Genomic DNA, 15,484 nt, shown 5'->3' on the forward strand with positions numbered 1-15,484 from the left:
CTCGAATCCTGGGCACGCCACCACTTTACGAAAGGCCCCGTGGTGGGAGCGATACTGCCGGGACGATTCAGCGTCCGACATCGGCCAGCTTGGCCCGCAGCTGCAGCACGGATTTGGTGTGGATCTGGCTGACCCTGCTCTCCGTGACCCCGAGCACCTGGCCGATCTCGGACAGCGTCAGCCCCTCGTAGTAGTAGAGGGTGACCACCGTCTTCTCCCGCTCGGGGAGCGTGTTGATCGCGCGGGCGAGCAGCCTGCGCAGCTCGCGGTCCTCGGCCACCTCCACGGGGTTGTCGGCGGCGGTGTCCTCCAGGGTGTCCATGAGGCTCAGCCGGTCTCCGCCCTCCCCGCCGGCGTGCAGCAGGTCTTCGAGGGCGACCACATTGGCCAGCGACAACTGGCTGAAAACCCCGTGCAGTTCATCGAGGCCGATGTCCATCTCGGCGGCCACCTCGGCCTCCGAAGGGGTGCGGCGCAGAGCCGCCTCCAGCGTGGCGTAGGCCCGCTCGACCGCCCTGGCCTTCTGGCGGACCGAGCGCGGGATCCAGTCCAGCGCCCGCAGTTCGTCGATCATCGCGCCACGGATCCGGGTGATCGCGTAGGTCTCGAACTTGATGGCCCGCTCGGGGTCGAACTTCTCGATGGCGTCGATGAGTCCGAAGACGCCCGAGGAGACGAAGTCGGCCTGCTCGACATTGGACGGCAGCCCGACGCTGACCCGCCCCGCCACATACTTCACCAGCGGCGAGTAGTGGAGGATCAGCTGCTCCCGGAGCCGACCGTCGCCCGTGGACTTGTAGGACCGCCACAGCTCGTCGAGCGATGACGGGGCGGCGGGACGCACCGCGCCGCGGGCAGGGGTCGGCGCCGCGCGGTCAGACCCGGAGATGTGCTGGGGCATTCGTCGCCTTGTGCCGTTCTGCCATGACGTGGGTGAGGAGGTGCGCTTCCGCCGGAAACCTAGTGAGCGTAGCGTGACTGAGCCATCGCGGTATGCGAAGGGAGTCGGCTCGGCGGTGTGCGGATACGGTCATCGCCTCAACCCTTTCACCCGATTGCCCCAAATCTGGGGATCGCCTCGCCGTGTGCTGTCGTTCCGGCGAACCGTCGGAGCCAACTCCCAACGGTCGCCATGTCGTTCGACAAAACCCAGGGCGAGCAGCTCATACAGCCGGCTCAACGCTTCCTCGCAGCTCGTCCCCGAGTCCCGGGCGACCTCGCGTCCATCGCTGCCGCCCTGTGCCGACAACGCTTCCAGGACGCGTGCCGTCACGGGATCGAGCAGGTCCCGCTCCACCAGTGGCCCCTGCCGCGCGGGCGCGAGCTCCCCGATGCCGCCCACCAGCTCGGCCACTTCAGCCGCGTCGGTGACCAGAACGGCCTCCCCGCGCAGCAGTTCATGGACCCCCGAGGAGAGCCCGCTGGTGACCGGGCCCGGCACGCCCATGGTGTGCCGCCCGAGCTTGAGCGCCCGGCGCGCGGTGACCAGGGACCCGCTGCGGTACTGGGCCTCGACGACGACCGTGCCGCGGGTGAGCGCGGCGATGACCCGGTTGCGCAGCACAAAACGGCTGCGGGTCGGATGCGCGCCGGGCGGTAACTCCGCCAGCACCAGGCCCTGTTCCGCGATCCGCTCGATCAACTCGGCGTGGCCCCGGGGGTAGGGGATGTCGACGCCGGAGGCGAGTACGGCGATGGTCGCCCCGTCCGCCGCCAGCGCGCCGCGGTGCGCGGCGCCGTCCACGCCGTGGGCCGCACCGGAGACCACCACCCAGCCCCGCTCGGCGAGCCCGGCCCCGAGCGTCGCCGCGACATGCGCGCCGTAGTCGCTACAGGCCCGGGCGCCCACCACGGCGACGGAGCGCAGCGCCCACATCCGCAGCGAGGGTCGACCGCGCACCCACAGCCCGACCGGACGGGCGTCGCCCAGGTCGTCGAGTTGACCGGGCCACTCCAGGTCGCCGGGGCATACGAACCGTCCGCCGCGGGCGGCGGCGACGGCCAGGTCCCCGGCGGGGTCCAGGCTCTCGGCCCGCAGCCGGCACCCGGCGATGCGCTCCGCGCTCGCCCCGGGCGGCGGCTCGCCGGCCCCGCACAGCGCCCGCCGCAGCGCCACCGGCCCCATCTCGCGCAGCCAGCGCCCCACCGTCTCGTCCCCCGGCTCCACCAGCCGAGTGAGCGCGGCCCGTGCCAAGCGCTCCTCCTCCGCCACGCCCGCGGCCTCGGCCTCGCTCCCGCCCCTGGCCGTCTCACCTCCAGCCCCAGTCACAGCCACGCTCCGATCAGGGCTCGACACCGGCCCCCGGCACTCCCGCGGGCCGGCCATCAGAACCCCACCGCCCCGACCGGAACTCCACGGCTGATCCCGGTGCGCAGCTGCAGCGCCTGCGCCACGTCCTCGGCCTCCGGCCGGTCGTGGCCCGCCAGGTCCGCGACGGTCCAGGCGACCCGCAGCACGCGGTCGAGGCCGCGGGCGGTGAGCAGCCCGCGCTCCATGTCGCGCTCGGCCTCGCGCAGCGCCCCGGGACCGGCGTACCAGCGGGTGCGCAGCTCATGGCCCGGCACCTCGCTATTGGTGCGCCAGGGGGTGTCGGCGTAGCGCGCGGCGGCGCGCTCCCGCGCCTCGCGCACCCTGGCCGCGACGACCGCCGTGCTCTCCCCGACGCCCGGGGCCCCGGTGAGCTCGGCCCGGCTGACCGCCTCGACCCGGACCCGCAGGTCCACCCGGTCCAGCAGCGGCCCGGAGAGCCGCGCCTGATAGCGGCGGACCATCGCGGGCGAGCAGTCGCAGCCGTCGCCGATGTACGAGTGGCGCCCGCAGGGGCATGGGTTGGCGGCCAGCAGAAGCAGAAAGCGCGCGGGCATGCGCACCATGCCGGCCGAGCGGGCCACCACCACATGGCCGGACTCCAGGGGCTGGCGCAGCGCGTCGAGCACCTGGGCGCTGAATTCGGGCGCCTCGTCCAAAAAGAGCACGCCTCGGTGTGCGAGCGAGACCGCGCCCGGCCTCGGCAGCCCGTTTCCCCCGCCGACCAGGGAGGCCATGGTGGCCGAGTGGTGCGGTGCGCAGTACGGCGGCGCGGCCACCAGCGGCTGGCCGGGCGGGAGGATCCCGGCCACCGAGTGGACGGCGGTCACCTCCAGGGACTCCCGCCGGGTGAGCGGGGGCAGCAGACCGGGCAGCCGCTCGGCGAGCATGGTCTTGCCCGCGCCGGGCGGGCCGGCCAGGAAGAGATGGTGGCTTCCGGCCGCGGCGACCTCCAGGGCCTTGCGCGCGGCCCGCTGACCGGCGACCTCGGCCAGGTCGGGGCGGCGGTCGGCGGCCGTCCCCGCGTGGGCCGCCACGCCTACCCCCATACCGGCGCCCGCCAAGCTCAGCCCGGCGAGCATCGGGTCGGGGCGGCCCTCCTCGGGCAACTCCTCTTCGTCGGGCACCGGTGCGTCCGTCAACACCGCGATCAGCTGACGCAGGGTCCGCACGCCGAGCACCGAGACATCCGGCACCAGGGACGCCTCGGCCGCCGTCCGCTCCGGGACGACCACCTGCCGGTATCCGGCCTCGGCGGCAGCGAGCACCGCGGGCAGCACCCCGCGCACCGGGCGGACCCGGCCGTCCAGTCCGAGCTCGCCGATCATCATCAGGTCGGCGATGGCCCGTGGGTCGATGAGCTCGGCGGCCCCGAGCACCGCGCAGGCCACGGCCAGGTCGAAGCCGCTGCCGCCCTTGGGGACGGACGCCGGGCTGAGCCCCACCGTGAGCTTTTTCTGCGGCCAGTCGGCGCCGGAGTTCACGACGGCCGCGCGGACCCGGTCACGGCTCTCGACCAGGCTCTTGTCGGGCAGGCCGACCAGTGTGAAGGTGGCGACGCCCGGCTCCAGATCGGCCTGGACCTCCACCACCACGCCCTCGACCCCGACCAGGGCGACCGAGCAGGTGCGGGCGAACCCCATCAGGCCACCCCCCGCACATGCTCGACCACCGGCGCGCCGCGCTCGGGCAGCACCACGCCGATCAGATCGATCCGCACCCCGCCCGGTGGCGGGCCGCCATGCCGCTCCAGCCAGCGCTCGGCCAGCCGCCGCAGCCGGTCGGCCTTGCCGGGGGTGACGGCCGCCATCGGGTGTTCATAGCCGCCGAGGCGGCGCGTCTTGACCTCGCACACCACCAGCGCCCCGGCGTCCAGGGCGACGATGTCGATCTCTCCGTCCCGGCACCGCCAGTTCCGCTCCACGACGGTCATCCCGGCCGCGGACAGCCGACGCACCGCCAGATCCTCGCCGTAGCGTCCGAGCGCTCCTCGGGCGTTCATTCGGCACCACCTCCGTCACCGACTGTGACGGTTCGGCGCCGGATTATTGGATCTTTGTGGACAACCGACTGGTTGTGGACAACTCAGCCACTCGGAAGGTCGAGATCGCTCTTGTTCAGCTCCTCGATGTTCACGTCCTTGAATGTCAGGACGCGCACCTGCTTTACGAAGCGGGCCGGTCGATACATGTCCCAGACCCAGGCGTCGGCCATGGAGACCTCAAAAAACACCTCACCCTGCACCGAGTGCACCTGCATCTCGTAGTCATTGGTGAGATAGAAACGCCGTTCAGTCTCGATCACATATTTGAACAGACCGACGACATCGCGGTACTCCCGGTAGAGCTTCAGCTCCATCTCGGTCTCGTACTTCTCGAGGTCCTCGGCGCTCATGGCATGTTCCCCTTCAGCCGTGCGTCCCCCCATTGTGCGTCAGACGCGCTCAGTCTCCAGGATCACCGGCACAGTCGGGGGTCCCTCGTCGAGCAGCCTACGCAACAGCCCCACGAGCTGTGACGGGTACACCGGCTCTCGTACCGCCGCCAGCTCCTCGACCGTCCACCACCGCAGCCCCGTGACGCTGCGCCGCTCCAGCTCGGTCTGGCCGCCGGTCCACGTCGCGGTCTGCTCCGTACGGGCCAGGTAGTACCACTCGTCCTGATGCCAGCGGCGGCCGTCGAACGGGAAGGAGCACACCCGCCGCCACACCACGGGCCCCAGCTCCACCTGTGTGATGCCGGTCTCCTCCGTCAGCTCCCGACGCGCCGCCTGCTCGCGGCTCTCATCGCCCTCCAGCCCGCCGCCGGGGGTGAACCACCAGGTCGTCGACGGGTCCTCGGGTTCGAAGCCGTGTATCAGCAGAATCCTGTCGTGCGGGTCGAGCAGGACCACCCGGGCGACCTTCCGCAGGTCCTCGCCCGGGCCCTCCGCGCCTGTCCTCTCAGACACCGGTCGCCGCCTTCGTCATCTTCCCGCGCCGCTCCTCGCCCCGCTTGCCGCCGCGCCCGATCCGGCGCGCCAGTGGCCCGTACGCCGCGCCGCCCAGGATGAGCACCGCGCCGACCACGGCGGAGATCAGGATGAGCCGCAGCGGCCCCGGCTGTGAGACGCCGCCAGACCGCGCTTCGAAGGCTTTCGGCCGGTCCAGCATCCCCAGGTCCGGCGGCCAGGCCGTGGCGTCCACCCGGCCGCTCACCGCGCTGCGCGGGACGGCTCCGTCCGCGCCGTCGGACAGATGCACACGGGAGTCCAGGGAGTCGTTGCGGTGGTCGCCCAGCAGGAACAGCTTCCCCTTGGGCACCGTCGCCGAGAAGACGGTGGGCGAAGCCGGCCCCTTGGTGTGCAGATACGGTTCGTCGAGGGGCTTGCCGTTCAGCGTCAGCCGGCCCTGCTTGTCACAGCACGCGACCGTGTCCCCGCCGACGCCGACGACCCGCTTCACCATCGGCAGATCGCCCCAGACCGAGTCCTTGAAGACGACCACGTCGCCACGGCGCACCTCGTCGCCGTCTATTCGCTCCGCCAGCACGCGGTCGCCCCGGCCGATGGTCGGCGACATCGAATCGGTCGGGACGGTGTACGGCTTGTAGAGCACCGCGCCCCAGACGAACGACCCCAGGAAGAGCACACAGCCGACGGCGACCGCCACTCCGGACAGGACGCTCCCAAGCCCCCTGCCGCCCCCTCCGACCTGCCGGGCTCCGCTCATTCCAGTGCTCCTGCCTCACGTAGCAGAGGTCGATCCCCATCGCACCCCAGGTCGTCAGCACCCTACCCGGCGGTACGGACCTCAGGCAGCCGTCCCGCGCGCCTTGCGGACGAGCCTGCGGCGGCGCCACAGAACGATCGGGACCGCGCCCGCGAACCCGAGCGCCGAGGGGGCCATGGAGGCCGCCGCGCTCAGCCCCGGCTGGTCGAAGGTGCCGGGGACGGAGAGGGTCGACCAGCGGTCGATCGGCCACGCGACCACGATGGCCCGCCCGACGACCTTGTCCACCGAGACCGTGCCATTGTCCAGATTCTGGTGGTAGCGCGAGTCCAGCGAGTCCTGGCGGTGGTCGCCCATCACCCAGATCCGGCCCTTGGGCACCTTGATCGGGCCGAACGGCTTGTCGTCGCAGGGCGTGTTTCCGGGGAAGATGTAGTTCTTCTCGTCCAGCGCCTTGCCGTTGACCTTGACCGGTCCGCCCTTCTGGCACTCGACCGTGTCACCGCCGACCGCGATGACCCGCTTGATCAGGTCCTTCTCCTCCGCGGACGGCATCAGACCGATAAAGCTGAGCACCCGCTGAACGCCCTTGGCGAGCGGGCCCGAGTCGGACTGCTGGGTCTCGCCCAGCCAGCCGCCCGGGTCGTGGAAGACGACGACTTCGCCGCGCTCCGGCTCGGCGCCGAACCACGGGGTCAGCTTGTCCACCAGCACCCGGTCGCCGCGCTGCAGCGTGTTCTGCATGGAGTCGGAGGGGATGGAGAACGCCTGCACCAGGAACGTCTTGATCAGCAGGGCGAGCAGCAGCGCGATGCCGACGAGGATCGGCAGCTCTCTCCAGAACGAGCGCGTCTTCTTGGCGCCGTCCTCGTCCTCGGCGCTGTTCTCCCCGTCCTTGTCCTCGCCGTCCTTGTCCTCGCCGGGCCCGTCACCCGCCCGGCCAGCGGCACCAGGAGGGTCCGAGGGATCCGGGGAACCCGAGGAGCCGCCGGAGGCCGAGGAGCCCGGCTTGCCGAGGGAGACGGGAGACTCAGCGGAGCCCGGAACGTCAGCGGAGCCGGGAGCGGCCGGTGAACCGCCCTGGGGGGCAGCCGCGGCGTCCGTCGCACCGGAGCCCCCCGGCGCCTCGAACGTCTCGGGGGCCCCGCCCGTAGGCGCATCGGCCGCGCGCGCCCCGTTCACCGGTGGCTCTTCGCTCCCCCCCGGTTGCCTCTCTGGCTCTTCGTGACCGGATCGAGCGCCGACCGCCAAATCCCCCACATTCACTCCTCACGCCGCGCTGCCGCCCACGCCACGAACGGCGCAGGCCCACCACTCCCATAACGAGCGGGAGTTCCGCAGGGGTCGGGAGCTGGACCAACCCTTGCTGGTCCGAGGACAGCCTATGCGGCGAGCCGCGTGCCTGCGTCGCCCCGCTCGGCGCGTCCTTCACTGAGGCATATGTCTCAGGTTCTTCCAGGCTCTGCCAGTGGCCGAAGGGCCACGCGATCACAATGGCCCGGCCGACGACCAGATCCTCCGAGACGGTTCCCTGGTCAGGCTCGTCCAGATGGACCCGCGAGTCCGCCGAATTGGCCCGGTGATCGCCCATCACAAAGATCCGCCCCTGAGGGACAGTCACCTTGAACCGGCGCTCCGAGGGCACATTACCCGGGTGCAGATACGGCTCGTTCAGTGGCGTGCCGTTGACCGTCACCCGGCCGTCCTTGTCACAGCAGGCGACCGTGTCGCCGCCGACCCCGACCACCCGCTTGATCAGATCCTGCTCGTTCGACGACGGAAGCAGTCCGATCCAGGTCAGGAACTCCTTGGCCTGCTTGATGACGACCGGATCTCCCTTGGACGGCTTCCGCTCCTCCTCGAGCCAGTTTCCGGGGTCCTTGAACACCACCACATCCCCGCGCGACGGCTTCGAGCCGAACCACGGTGTGAGTTTGTCCACCAGCACCCGGTCGCCGATCCTGATCGTCTGCTCCATCGAGCCCGACGGGATCACAAACGCCTGGACCAGAAAGGTCTTGAGCACCAGGGCGATCACCAGCGCCACGCCGATCAGGATCGGGATCTCCTTCATGGCCGAACGGCGCCGCCGGCGCTTGATACGGCGCTGGACCTTGCGCCGCTCCGCGCGCCCGCCCAGACGCGGTCCCGTACGCGGCGCGTCCGCGCTGTGCACGGGGCCCGAGCCGGGGATGTAGCCGGGAGTGCCGGGGCCCGAGCCCTGGTGGCCCGAGCCCAGACGGCCGGAGCCCAGGCGCCCGGGGCCGGGGCGACGGGTCCCGTGCCGGGACCGCCCGCGGTTACCCATGTGCGCCGCCCGGGGCCGGGTCCGGTACGCGTCCGAAGGACGCCGGGCGGTGCACTCCGCTCCAGCGGCCGACCGGCCAGCCGATCCAGTCGGCGCGTCCGATCACCTTGTCGACCGGGACGGTGCCTCCGCCCGGCTCGCCGAGGTGGTCCCGCGAGTCCCTGGAATCACTGCGGTGGTCCCCCATGACCCACAGCCTTCCCTCGGGCACCACGATGTCGAACGGGACCTGTGACGGGGCATCCCCCGGAAACAGGTAGTCCTCGTCCACCGGCTTCCCGTTCACCTCGATCCTCCCCCGCTTGTCGCAGCACCTGACCCGGTCACCACCCACACCCACGACACGCTTGATGTAGTCGGTCTCGGCCGGTTCGGCCAGCCCGACCGCCGCGGCCGCGCCACGCAGCAGCTCCGCCACCGGATTCTGGGACGGCTCCTTCTGGACGAAGGACCCGGTTCCGTCGAACACGATGACGTCACCGCGGCGCGGCGTATCACCGAAACGGTACGCCAGCTTGTTCACCAGGACCCGGTCTCCGGGCCGAAACGTGTTCTCCATCGATCCGCTGGGGATCAGAAAGGGCTGTACGACGAAGGCGCTCAGCAGAAGGACGAAGACGGCGCAGACCGCCGCGAGCACACCGACCCGGCGCCAGGGCCCGCCCCCGATCAGCCGGCCGAGCCCCCGCCGCGTACGCGAAGAGCGCGATCGCTCCTCCTGTCCCTCGTGGGAACGGGAGGAGCGATCGCGCTCTGAGAGCTGGGCGTCGGTCTCCATCGGGCCAGAGCCTATCCGGCCCGCCTGTGCCGTCCGGCAGTAGCTCAGTTGTCGCGCAAAACTCAGTTGTCGCGCTTTTCCTTGATCTTCGCGGCCTTGCCGCGGAGATCGCGCAGGTAGTACAGCTTGGCGCGGCGGACGTCACCGCGGGTGACGACCTCGATCTTCTCGACGATCGGGGTGTGCACCGGGAAGGTGCGCTCGACGCCGACGCTGAAGCTCACCTTGCGGACGGTGAAGCTCTCGCGCACACCAGAGCCCTGGCGGCGGATGACGACGCCCTTGAACTGCTGGACACGGGAGCGGTTGCCCTCGATGACGCGGACGTGGACGTTGACCGTGTCGCCGGGGCGGAAGGTCGGGATGTCGCTGCGCAGCGACGCGGCGTCGACAGTGTCGAGCACGTGAGACATGATCGTCTGCTTTCCTCGCTGATGCCACAGGTCATCAGCGGCATATCGGTGATGATGGGGAGTGCCGTCTGGTCGGGCGGGCGTCGATCCCCCTGTGGCAGGGGCGCACACCGGACGTACAGCAGCGGCCTATTCTTCCACGACCGGACCGGACCGCCCAAATCGGGGCCCTTGATCGTGTTCGCTCGCCTCCGGAAGCTCCTCCCAGCCCAGTTCCGTCAGGAGCTTCCGGTCGTACTTGTCCAGCGCCGCCGGGTCGCAGCGCTCTATGAGGTCCGGCCGGTTGCGGCTGGTACGGCGGAACGCCTCGTCCCTGCGCCAGCGCGCGATCCTGCCGTGGTGGCCGCTGAGCAGCACCTCCGGGATGCCCCGGTCGCGCCACTGCGGCGGCTTGGTGTAGACGGGCCCCTCCAGCAGATCGGCCATCGCGCCCGGGGCGAAGGAGTCGTCGCGGTGCGACTCCGCGTTGCCCAGCACGCCGGGCAGCAGCCGGGCCACGGCCTCGGTGATCACCAGGACCGCGGCCTCCCCGCCGGCCAGCACATAGTCGCCGATGGAGATCTCGTACACATCCAGGCGCTCGGTGTACTCGTCGATCACCCGGCGGTCGATGCCCTCGTAGCGGGCGGGGGCGAAGACCAGCCAGGGGCGCTCTGCCAGTTCGACGGCGAGGGCCTGGGTGAACGGGCGGCCGCTCGGGGTGGGCACGACCAGCGCGGGCAGCGGCGGCGCCCCGTCCCCGCCGGCCCCCGACACACCGGGCTCCGTACCACCGGTCCCCGACGCGATGATCTCGTCCAGCGCCTCACCCCACGGCTCGGGCTTCATGACCATGCCGGGCCCGCCGCCGTACGGGGTGTCGTCGACGGTGTTGTGCCGGTCGTGCGTCCAGGTCCGCAGATCGTGGACGCGTACGTCCAGCCGGCCGCGGGCGCGCGCCTTGCCGACCAGCGAGACGTTCAGCGGCTCCAGATACTCCGGAAAGATCGTGACGACGTCCAGCCGCATCATGCGCCCCCGCGCTCGGCGCCGCCCTCGCCGCGAGCGACCTCGGCCTCGGTCTCGTCGAGCAGACCGGGCGGCGGGTCGATGACGGCGCGCTGCGCCTCGAGGTCGATCTCCGGCACCACCTCGGAGACGAAGGGGACCATCACCTCGCTGCCGTCGGACCGCCGGACGATCAGCAGGTCCTGGTACGGCAGATGGGAGATCTCCGAGATCCGGCCGACCTCGGTGCCGTCGACGGTGACCACGTCCAGGTCGATCAGCTGATGGTCGTAGTACTCATCGGGGTCCTCCGGGGTGTCCTCGGGGTCGACCTCCGCGATGAGCAGGGTGCCGCGCAGCGACTCGGCGGCCGTACGGTCCGCGAACCCCGCGAAGCGCAGCAGCAGCCGGCCGCTGTGCACCCGGCCGGTCTCGATGGTCAGCGGCCCGGCCGAGGCGGGCTCGGTGGCCAGGACGGCACCCGGGGCGAGCCGCAGTTCCGGCTCGTCGGTGCGCACCTCGACGGTGACTTCGCCCTTGATGCCGTGGGCGCGGCCGATCCGCGCCACAACCAACTGCACTGTTCCCTGTTCCCTTCACGCACACGGGCCGGGGACGGCCCAAAGCCCTCCCCGGCCCGTGCCGGTGCTCTTCTTGACGCTGCTCAGCGAACCTGGTCCACGTCGACGAGGTCGACGCGGACGCCACGGCCGCCGATGGCGCCCACGACGGTGCGCAGGGCGCGGGCGGTGCGGCCGTTGCGACCGATCACCTTGCCGAGGTCGTCGGGGTGCACCCGCACTTCGAGCACGCGCCCGCGCCGCAGGTTGCGCGAGGCGACCTGCACGTCGTCGGGGTTGTCGACGATGCCCTTCACCAGGTGCTCGAGGGCCTCCTCGAGCATCCTCAGGCCTCGGTCGACTCGGCCGCCGCGTCAGCGGCCGCCTCGTCCGACTTCTTCTCGGACTTCTTCGCCTTCGGGGTGATGGCCTCACCCTTCGCCTCGCCACCGGTGTCCTTGGCGGCGGCCTCGAACAGGGCGCGCTTGTCGGCCTTCGGCTCGGCGACGAGCATCGGGGCCGGGGCGGGCAGGCCCTTGAACTTCTGCCAGTCGCCGGTGACCTTCAGGATGGCGAGCACCGGCTCGGTCGGCTGCGCGCCGACACCCAGCCAGTACTGCGCACGCTCCGAGTCCACCTCAATGCGCGAGGGGTTCTGCACCGGGTGGTACAGACCGATCTCCTCGATGGCCCGGCCGTCACGGCGGGTACGGGAGTCGGCGACGACGATGCGGTAGTGAGGCGAACGGATCTTGCCCAGACGCTTCAGCTTGATCTTGACTGCCACGGGAGTGGTGTCTCCTGGTCTTGACGTGATTGAGCACTGCGAAGTGCCGCGTGGGGTTGCGGTACCCGAGTGCCCGATGGACGCGTCAGCCGGAGGAGAGAGGGGTCCCGGTCGGCTGTCGAGTACAGCTGACCATTGTGCCACACCGTGACAGGTCAGCCGACCGCGGCCACCGGCTCCGGGATACGGAACGGCTTCCCGCATCCCCCGCACATGATCGGCGCCTGTGCCAGCACCGACGGGACGACGCGGACATTGCGCCCGCAGTCGCACACCGCCTTCACCCGGACCCCGCCACCCGACGAACCGTGCCGGGCGGCGGGTCCGCGGAAGGTGCGGGCGGTGTCGGCGGCGGTCGCGACGGTGTGCGCCTTGAGGGCACGCTGGAGTCGGTCGATGGTGGTGCGATAGCGCCTTCTCGCCTCGGGGCTGAGCGTGACCAGCGAGAAGCCGCTGCTGGGGTGCGGCTCATCGGGGTGGTCCAGGCCCAACTCCTCGGCGATGGCCAGGAAGCGGCGGTTGTGGTAGCGGCCGGCGCGCGAGGTGTCACGGACACCGCGCGCCGCGGCGATGCCGTGGACTGCCTCGTGCAGCAGCCGTTCGAAGGAGAGCTCGGCGCCACATGCGGACGACGACTCTCCGATCAGCGATTCTGGCGCGGCGAGATCCGGCAGCTCGGGGTGGTGCCGTTGAATATCGGCCCACGCCTGCGCCAGCTCTGCGGCGAGTACAGGTGGTGTCGTGCTCACGTCGTGATAACGAGCGGGGAGTGCCCGGTGTTCCGATTCCGGGGCATCACAAATAATTTGCACGTACCAGTCAGTTCGGCGCTGATGCGCCCCGAGGAGGGCGGGTACGCCAATGTATGGATGAGCCGCCCACCGCGCACCAAGGCGGTACGTAACGCCCGCCCCGCACCGCCCCCGGACTTCCGCTCAGCGGAAGCGCGCTTCCCCGCTCAGCGGGGGCGCGCTTCAGCCTCTGCCTCAGTAAGCGCGCGCGACAAAGGCGACGTTACCGGGCGCGTCATCGGCGTCCGGCACCGACCCGTCCTCGGCCACCAGACAGCGCACGGACACGGCCTGCTCGGCGAGCGCCGCCTCGCCCTCCGGGCCGAGGTCCGCCCAGGGAATCCGCGCCCAGCCGCCGGCCGCCGCGGCCTCGGCGGCCTCCTCGACGGTCCGCACATCCGTGGTACGGGCCTCGCGCCGCTCCCGCGCCTGGCGCAGCAGCAGCGCCTGGTCCTCCTCCAGGACCTTCGGCAGCAGATCGGGAAGCGCGTCCAGCCGCACCGGCTCCTTGCCGCCCGGGATCCGCCGCGCCACCATCGCGGTGCCGCCCTCCAGGTCGCGCGGGCCGACCTCGATCCGCACCGGAACGCCCTTGAGCTCCCAGTCCACCGCGCGACGGCCGAAGGGGGTGTCGGTCCGGTCGTCGACCTGGACCCGCACCCCGGCCGCCGCCAGCCGGTCGCCGATCTCGCGGACCTTGGCCAGCACCGCCTCGTCGCCCTTGATGGCCAGCACAACGGCCTGCACGGGAGCCAGCCGCGGCGGAATGCGCAGCCCGCTGTCGTCGCCGTGCATCATCACGAGCGCGCCCACCATGCGGGTGGTGCTGCCCCAGGAGGTCTGCCAGACCAGCTCCTGCTTGCCCTCCTTGGACAGGAACTGGGTGTTGAACGCGCGGGCGAAGTTCTGGCCCAGTTCATGGCTGGTGCCCAGCTGCAGCGCCTTGCCGTCGCCCATCATCCCCTCCAGCGTGAGGGTGTTGATGGCGCCCGCGAACCGCTCCTTGGCGGTCTTGCGGCCCAGGACGACGTCCATGGCCAGCACGTTCTCCATGAAGTCGGCGTAGACGTGCCGGTGGATACGGGAGGCGAAGTCGCGGGCGTCCTCGTACGTGGCGTGGGCGGTGTGGCCCTCCTGCCACAGGAACTCGGACGTGCGCAGGAACAGCCGCGGCCGCAGCTCCCAACGCACCACATTCGCCCACTGGTTGATCAGCAGCGGCAGATCGCGGTAGCTCTGCACCCACTTCGCGAAGTACTCGTTGATGATCGTCTCGGATGTGGGCCGGACGACCACGGGCTCCTCGAGCTTCTTGCCGCCGCCGTGCGTGACGATGGCGAGCTCGGGGGCGAACCCCTCGACGTGCTCCGCCTCCTTCGTCAGATACGACTGCGGGATGAAGAGCGGGAAGTACGCGTTCTGGACGCCCTCTGCCTTGATGCGGGCGTCCATGTCCTGCTGCATCCGCTCCCAGAGCCCGTAGCCATACGGTCGGATGACCATGGTGCCGCGCACCGGACCGTTGTCGGCCAGTTCGGCCTTGTTGATCAGATCCTGGTACCAGCGCGGAAAATCCTCCGCCTGGGGGGTGAGAACGGGAGCCTTCGCCATGGCGCCGATCGTACGGCGACGGCCCGCCGAACCGTGAATTCATTTGGCCAGGGCAACAAGAGGGCAACGGGGCGGCAGCCGGACCGAGCCCCCCGGACGCAGTCGGGAACAGGGGGCGCACAACGGGGGCATACAAGCATGGCCGCGAAAGCTCTGGACGCGCGGACGGATGCGCAGTTCCCTGGCCTACGGGGGTGGAACGCGCGGCGCACAACGGTGGCAACAGGCTCTCGGCTCACGGCACTGCTCTCGTCGGATTGGGGCGCATTCCATGACATCTACGCTCATACGGCGGCACCTTTCCCCGTACCCCTCCTCCCCCTCCGCACCGGGCGCCGCGATATCCCGCGCCCGTGCCCGCGACTGGGCGGAAATCCAGGAACGGATGATGGTGCCGCTGTACGAGGCCGTGTACGAGCGCCTGGAGGTCGGCGCCGGGACCCGGCTGCTGGGCCTGGGCTGCGGCTCGGGCCTGGCCCTTCTCATGGCGATGGCGCGCGGCGCCACCGTGTGCGGGGTGGACCCGGACGAGGAGCGCCTGGGGCTCGCCTGTGAGCGGCTGCTCGCGGGCCCCGGCGCGCGGCCGGGCGGCGCGCGCCCAGGCGCGCCAGGGGGCGTCGCACGCCTCGCCCGCCTGGCGGACGGCGGCCTGGGGAGCGCCCTGACGGCGACGGGGGCCGGGGCGGGGACAGCGGCGCGGGCCGGGTCCGGCTTCACCGTGGTCACGGCCTTCGATCCGCTGTCGGCGCCCGGGTCCGGAAGCGCTCTGCCGGAGCGGCTCGCCTCGGCTGCCGCCCTCGCCGAGCCCGGCAGCCCGGTCGTCCTGGCCGGATGGGGCCCGCCCGAGCGGTGCGCCACCTCCACGGTGCTGCGCGTGGGCGCACGCCTGGCCGACCGGACACTCCCCCAGCTACCGCTGGGAGGTGCCCCCTCCCCGCGCTGGCAGCCGTGCGGCAGGGACGACCTGGAGGACCTGGCCCAGCGGGCCGGGCTGCGGCTCGACGGCTCGGGCCGGGTGGCCTGCCCCTTCGGGTACGCGGACATGGACAGCGCGGTGCGCGGGCTGCTGTCGACCGGGCTGTTCGACGCGGCGGAACGCACCACCGACGCCACACAGGTGCGCAAGGAGATCACGGAAGCCCTCCATCCGTACCGGCGCCAGGACGGCACGGTGTGGATGGAGAACGTGATGCGCTATCTGATCGCGCGGACGTAAAGGCGCCCAGGCGTCA

The 15,484-nt window shown here is 71.2% G+C and carries 18 protein-coding genes; 1 reads left to right on the forward strand and 17 read right to left on the reverse strand.

What is annotated here, in order from left to right; genetic code table 11:
• Positions 1–67: 67 nt before the first annotated feature.
• From whiG to proS, 17 genes are all read right to left on the reverse strand, one after another.
• Positions 68–901 (reverse strand): RNA polymerase sigma factor WhiG, encoded by an 834-nt coding sequence (gene whiG / locus ACFV2X_RS34595; RefSeq protein ID WP_089510932.1) that lies wholly within the window; start codon positions 899–901, stop codon positions 68–70.
• Positions 902–1,030: 129 nt separating this feature from the next.
• Positions 1,031–2,269 (reverse strand): DNA-processing protein DprA, encoded by a 1,239-nt coding sequence (gene dprA, locus ACFV2X_RS34600; RefSeq protein ID WP_385624317.1) that lies wholly within the window; start codon positions 2,267–2,269, stop codon positions 1,031–1,033.
• Between the two features lie 56 nt (positions 2,270–2,325).
• Entirely contained in the window at positions 2,326–3,951 is a 1,626-nt protein-coding gene (locus tag ACFV2X_RS34605; protein WP_385624320.1) for a YifB family Mg chelatase-like AAA ATPase, read from the reverse strand.
• Positions 3,951–4,310, reverse strand: a complete 360-nt coding sequence (locus tag ACFV2X_RS34610) for a YraN family protein (protein ID WP_385624322.1) — start codon at positions 4,308–4,310, stop codon at positions 3,951–3,953. Before ACFV2X_RS34610 ends, ACFV2X_RS34605 begins: the two co-directional genes overlap by 1 nt.
• A gap of 83 nt (positions 4,311–4,393) precedes the next feature.
• Positions 4,394–4,702, reverse strand: a complete 309-nt coding sequence (locus ACFV2X_RS34615; RefSeq protein WP_004944840.1) for a DUF2469 domain-containing protein — start codon at positions 4,700–4,702, stop codon at positions 4,394–4,396.
• 39 nt (positions 4,703–4,741) lie between these two features.
• A complete protein-coding gene (locus ACFV2X_RS34620; RefSeq protein ID WP_385624324.1) occupies positions 4,742–5,257 on the reverse strand; it encodes an NUDIX hydrolase in 516 nt (171 codons plus the stop codon).
• Positions 5,250–6,017, reverse strand: coding sequence for a signal peptidase I (gene lepB, locus ACFV2X_RS34625; protein ID WP_385624326.1), 768 nt, complete (start codon positions 6,015–6,017; stop codon positions 5,250–5,252). The genes ACFV2X_RS34620 and lepB (ACFV2X_RS34625) overlap by 8 nt, the downstream gene beginning before the upstream one ends.
• 81 nt (positions 6,018–6,098) lie before the next feature.
• The gene (lepB, locus tag ACFV2X_RS34630; protein ID WP_358643773.1) at positions 6,099–6,848 is read right to left on the reverse strand and encodes a signal peptidase I; all 750 of its coding nucleotides are present in this window, start codon (positions 6,846–6,848) and stop codon (positions 6,099–6,101) included.
• A gap of 217 nt (positions 6,849–7,065) precedes the next feature.
• Positions 7,066–8,325, reverse strand: a complete 1,260-nt coding sequence (gene lepB / locus ACFV2X_RS34635; RefSeq protein WP_385624328.1) for a signal peptidase I — start codon at positions 8,323–8,325, stop codon at positions 7,066–7,068.
• Entirely contained in the window at positions 8,318–9,103 is a 786-nt protein-coding gene (gene lepB / locus ACFV2X_RS34640; protein ID WP_385624330.1) for a signal peptidase I, read from the reverse strand. The genes lepB (ACFV2X_RS34635) and lepB (ACFV2X_RS34640) overlap by 8 nt, the downstream gene beginning before the upstream one ends.
• Before the next feature lie 62 nt (positions 9,104–9,165).
• Positions 9,166–9,516, reverse strand: coding sequence for a 50S ribosomal protein L19 (gene rplS, locus ACFV2X_RS34645; RefSeq protein ID WP_014176061.1), 351 nt, complete (start codon positions 9,514–9,516; stop codon positions 9,166–9,168).
• 129 nt (positions 9,517–9,645) lie between these two features.
• The gene (gene trmD / locus ACFV2X_RS34650) at positions 9,646–10,524 is read right to left on the reverse strand and encodes a tRNA (guanosine(37)-N1)-methyltransferase TrmD (protein ID WP_385624458.1); all 879 of its coding nucleotides are present in this window, start codon (positions 10,522–10,524) and stop codon (positions 9,646–9,648) included.
• Entirely contained in the window at positions 10,524–11,084 is a 561-nt protein-coding gene (rimM, locus tag ACFV2X_RS34655) for a ribosome maturation factor RimM (RefSeq protein WP_385624332.1), read from the reverse strand. The genes trmD and rimM overlap by 1 nt, the downstream gene beginning before the upstream one ends.
• An 83-nt stretch (positions 11,085–11,167) precedes the next feature.
• On the reverse strand, positions 11,168–11,407 hold the full coding sequence (locus ACFV2X_RS34660; protein ID WP_014176063.1) for an RNA-binding protein: 240 nt from the start codon (positions 11,405–11,407) through the stop codon (positions 11,168–11,170).
• Between the two features lie 2 nt (positions 11,408–11,409).
• Positions 11,410–11,850, reverse strand: coding sequence for a 30S ribosomal protein S16 (rpsP, locus tag ACFV2X_RS34665; protein ID WP_385624337.1), 441 nt, complete (start codon positions 11,848–11,850; stop codon positions 11,410–11,412).
• Positions 11,851–12,005: 155 nt separating this feature from the next.
• Positions 12,006–12,599: a hypothetical protein gene (locus tag ACFV2X_RS34670; RefSeq protein WP_014176065.1), complete on the reverse strand. Its 594-nt coding sequence runs from the start codon at positions 12,597–12,599 to the stop codon at positions 12,006–12,008.
• Positions 12,600–12,836: 237 nt separating this feature from the next.
• Positions 12,837–14,252, reverse strand: coding sequence for a proline--tRNA ligase (gene proS / locus ACFV2X_RS34675; protein WP_385624340.1), 1,416 nt, complete (start codon positions 14,250–14,252; stop codon positions 12,837–12,839).
• Positions 14,253–14,523: 271 nt separating this feature from the next.
• Between proS and ACFV2X_RS34680 the strand changes: the two genes are divergently transcribed.
• Complete coding sequence (locus ACFV2X_RS34680; RefSeq protein ID WP_385624342.1) at positions 14,524–15,468, forward strand: SAM-dependent methyltransferase; 945 nt, start codon at positions 14,524–14,526, stop codon at positions 15,466–15,468.
• Positions 15,469–15,484 lie beyond the last annotated feature (16 nt).

Origin of the sequence: Streptomyces sp. NPDC059679 (assembly GCF_042734105.1) — a bacterium.
Taxonomy (GTDB): domain Bacteria; phylum Actinomycetota; class Actinomycetes; order Streptomycetales; family Streptomycetaceae; genus Streptomyces.

Coding starts and splice junctions, on each gene's coding strand:
- trmD (WP_385624458.1), bottom strand. CDS start 10,524: ATGCGGCTGGACGTCGTCACGATCTTTCCGGAGTATCTGGAGCCGCTG.
- lepB (WP_385624330.1), bottom strand. CDS start 9,103: ATGGAGACCGACGCCCAGCTCTCAGAGCGCGATCGCTCCTCCCGTTCC.
- ACFV2X_RS34605 (WP_385624320.1), bottom strand. CDS start 3,951: ATGGGGTTCGCCCGCACCTGCTCGGTCGCCCTGGTCGGGGTCGAGGGC.
- whiG (WP_089510932.1), bottom strand. CDS start 901: ATGCCCCAGCACATCTCCGGGTCTGACCGCGCGGCGCCGACCCCTGCC.
- ACFV2X_RS34615 (WP_004944840.1), bottom strand. CDS start 4,702: ATGAGCGCCGAGGACCTCGAGAAGTACGAGACCGAGATGGAGCTGAAG.
- lepB (WP_385624326.1), bottom strand. CDS start 6,017: ATGAGCGGAGCCCGGCAGGTCGGAGGGGGCGGCAGGGGGCTTGGGAGC.
- ACFV2X_RS34680 (WP_385624342.1), top strand. CDS start 14,524: ATGACATCTACGCTCATACGGCGGCACCTTTCCCCGTACCCCTCCTCC.
- lepB (WP_385624328.1), bottom strand. CDS start 8,325: ATGGGTAACCGCGGGCGGTCCCGGCACGGGACCCGTCGCCCCGGCCCC.
- rplS (WP_014176061.1), bottom strand. CDS start 9,516: ATGTCTCACGTGCTCGACACTGTCGACGCCGCGTCGCTGCGCAGCGAC.
- ACFV2X_RS34660 (WP_014176063.1), bottom strand. CDS start 11,407: ATGCTCGAGGAGGCCCTCGAGCACCTGGTGAAGGGCATCGTCGACAAC.
- proS (WP_385624340.1), bottom strand. CDS start 14,252: ATGGCGAAGGCTCCCGTTCTCACCCCCCAGGCGGAGGATTTTCCGCGC.
- ACFV2X_RS34610 (WP_385624322.1), bottom strand. CDS start 4,310: ATGAACGCCCGAGGAGCGCTCGGACGCTACGGCGAGGATCTGGCGGTG.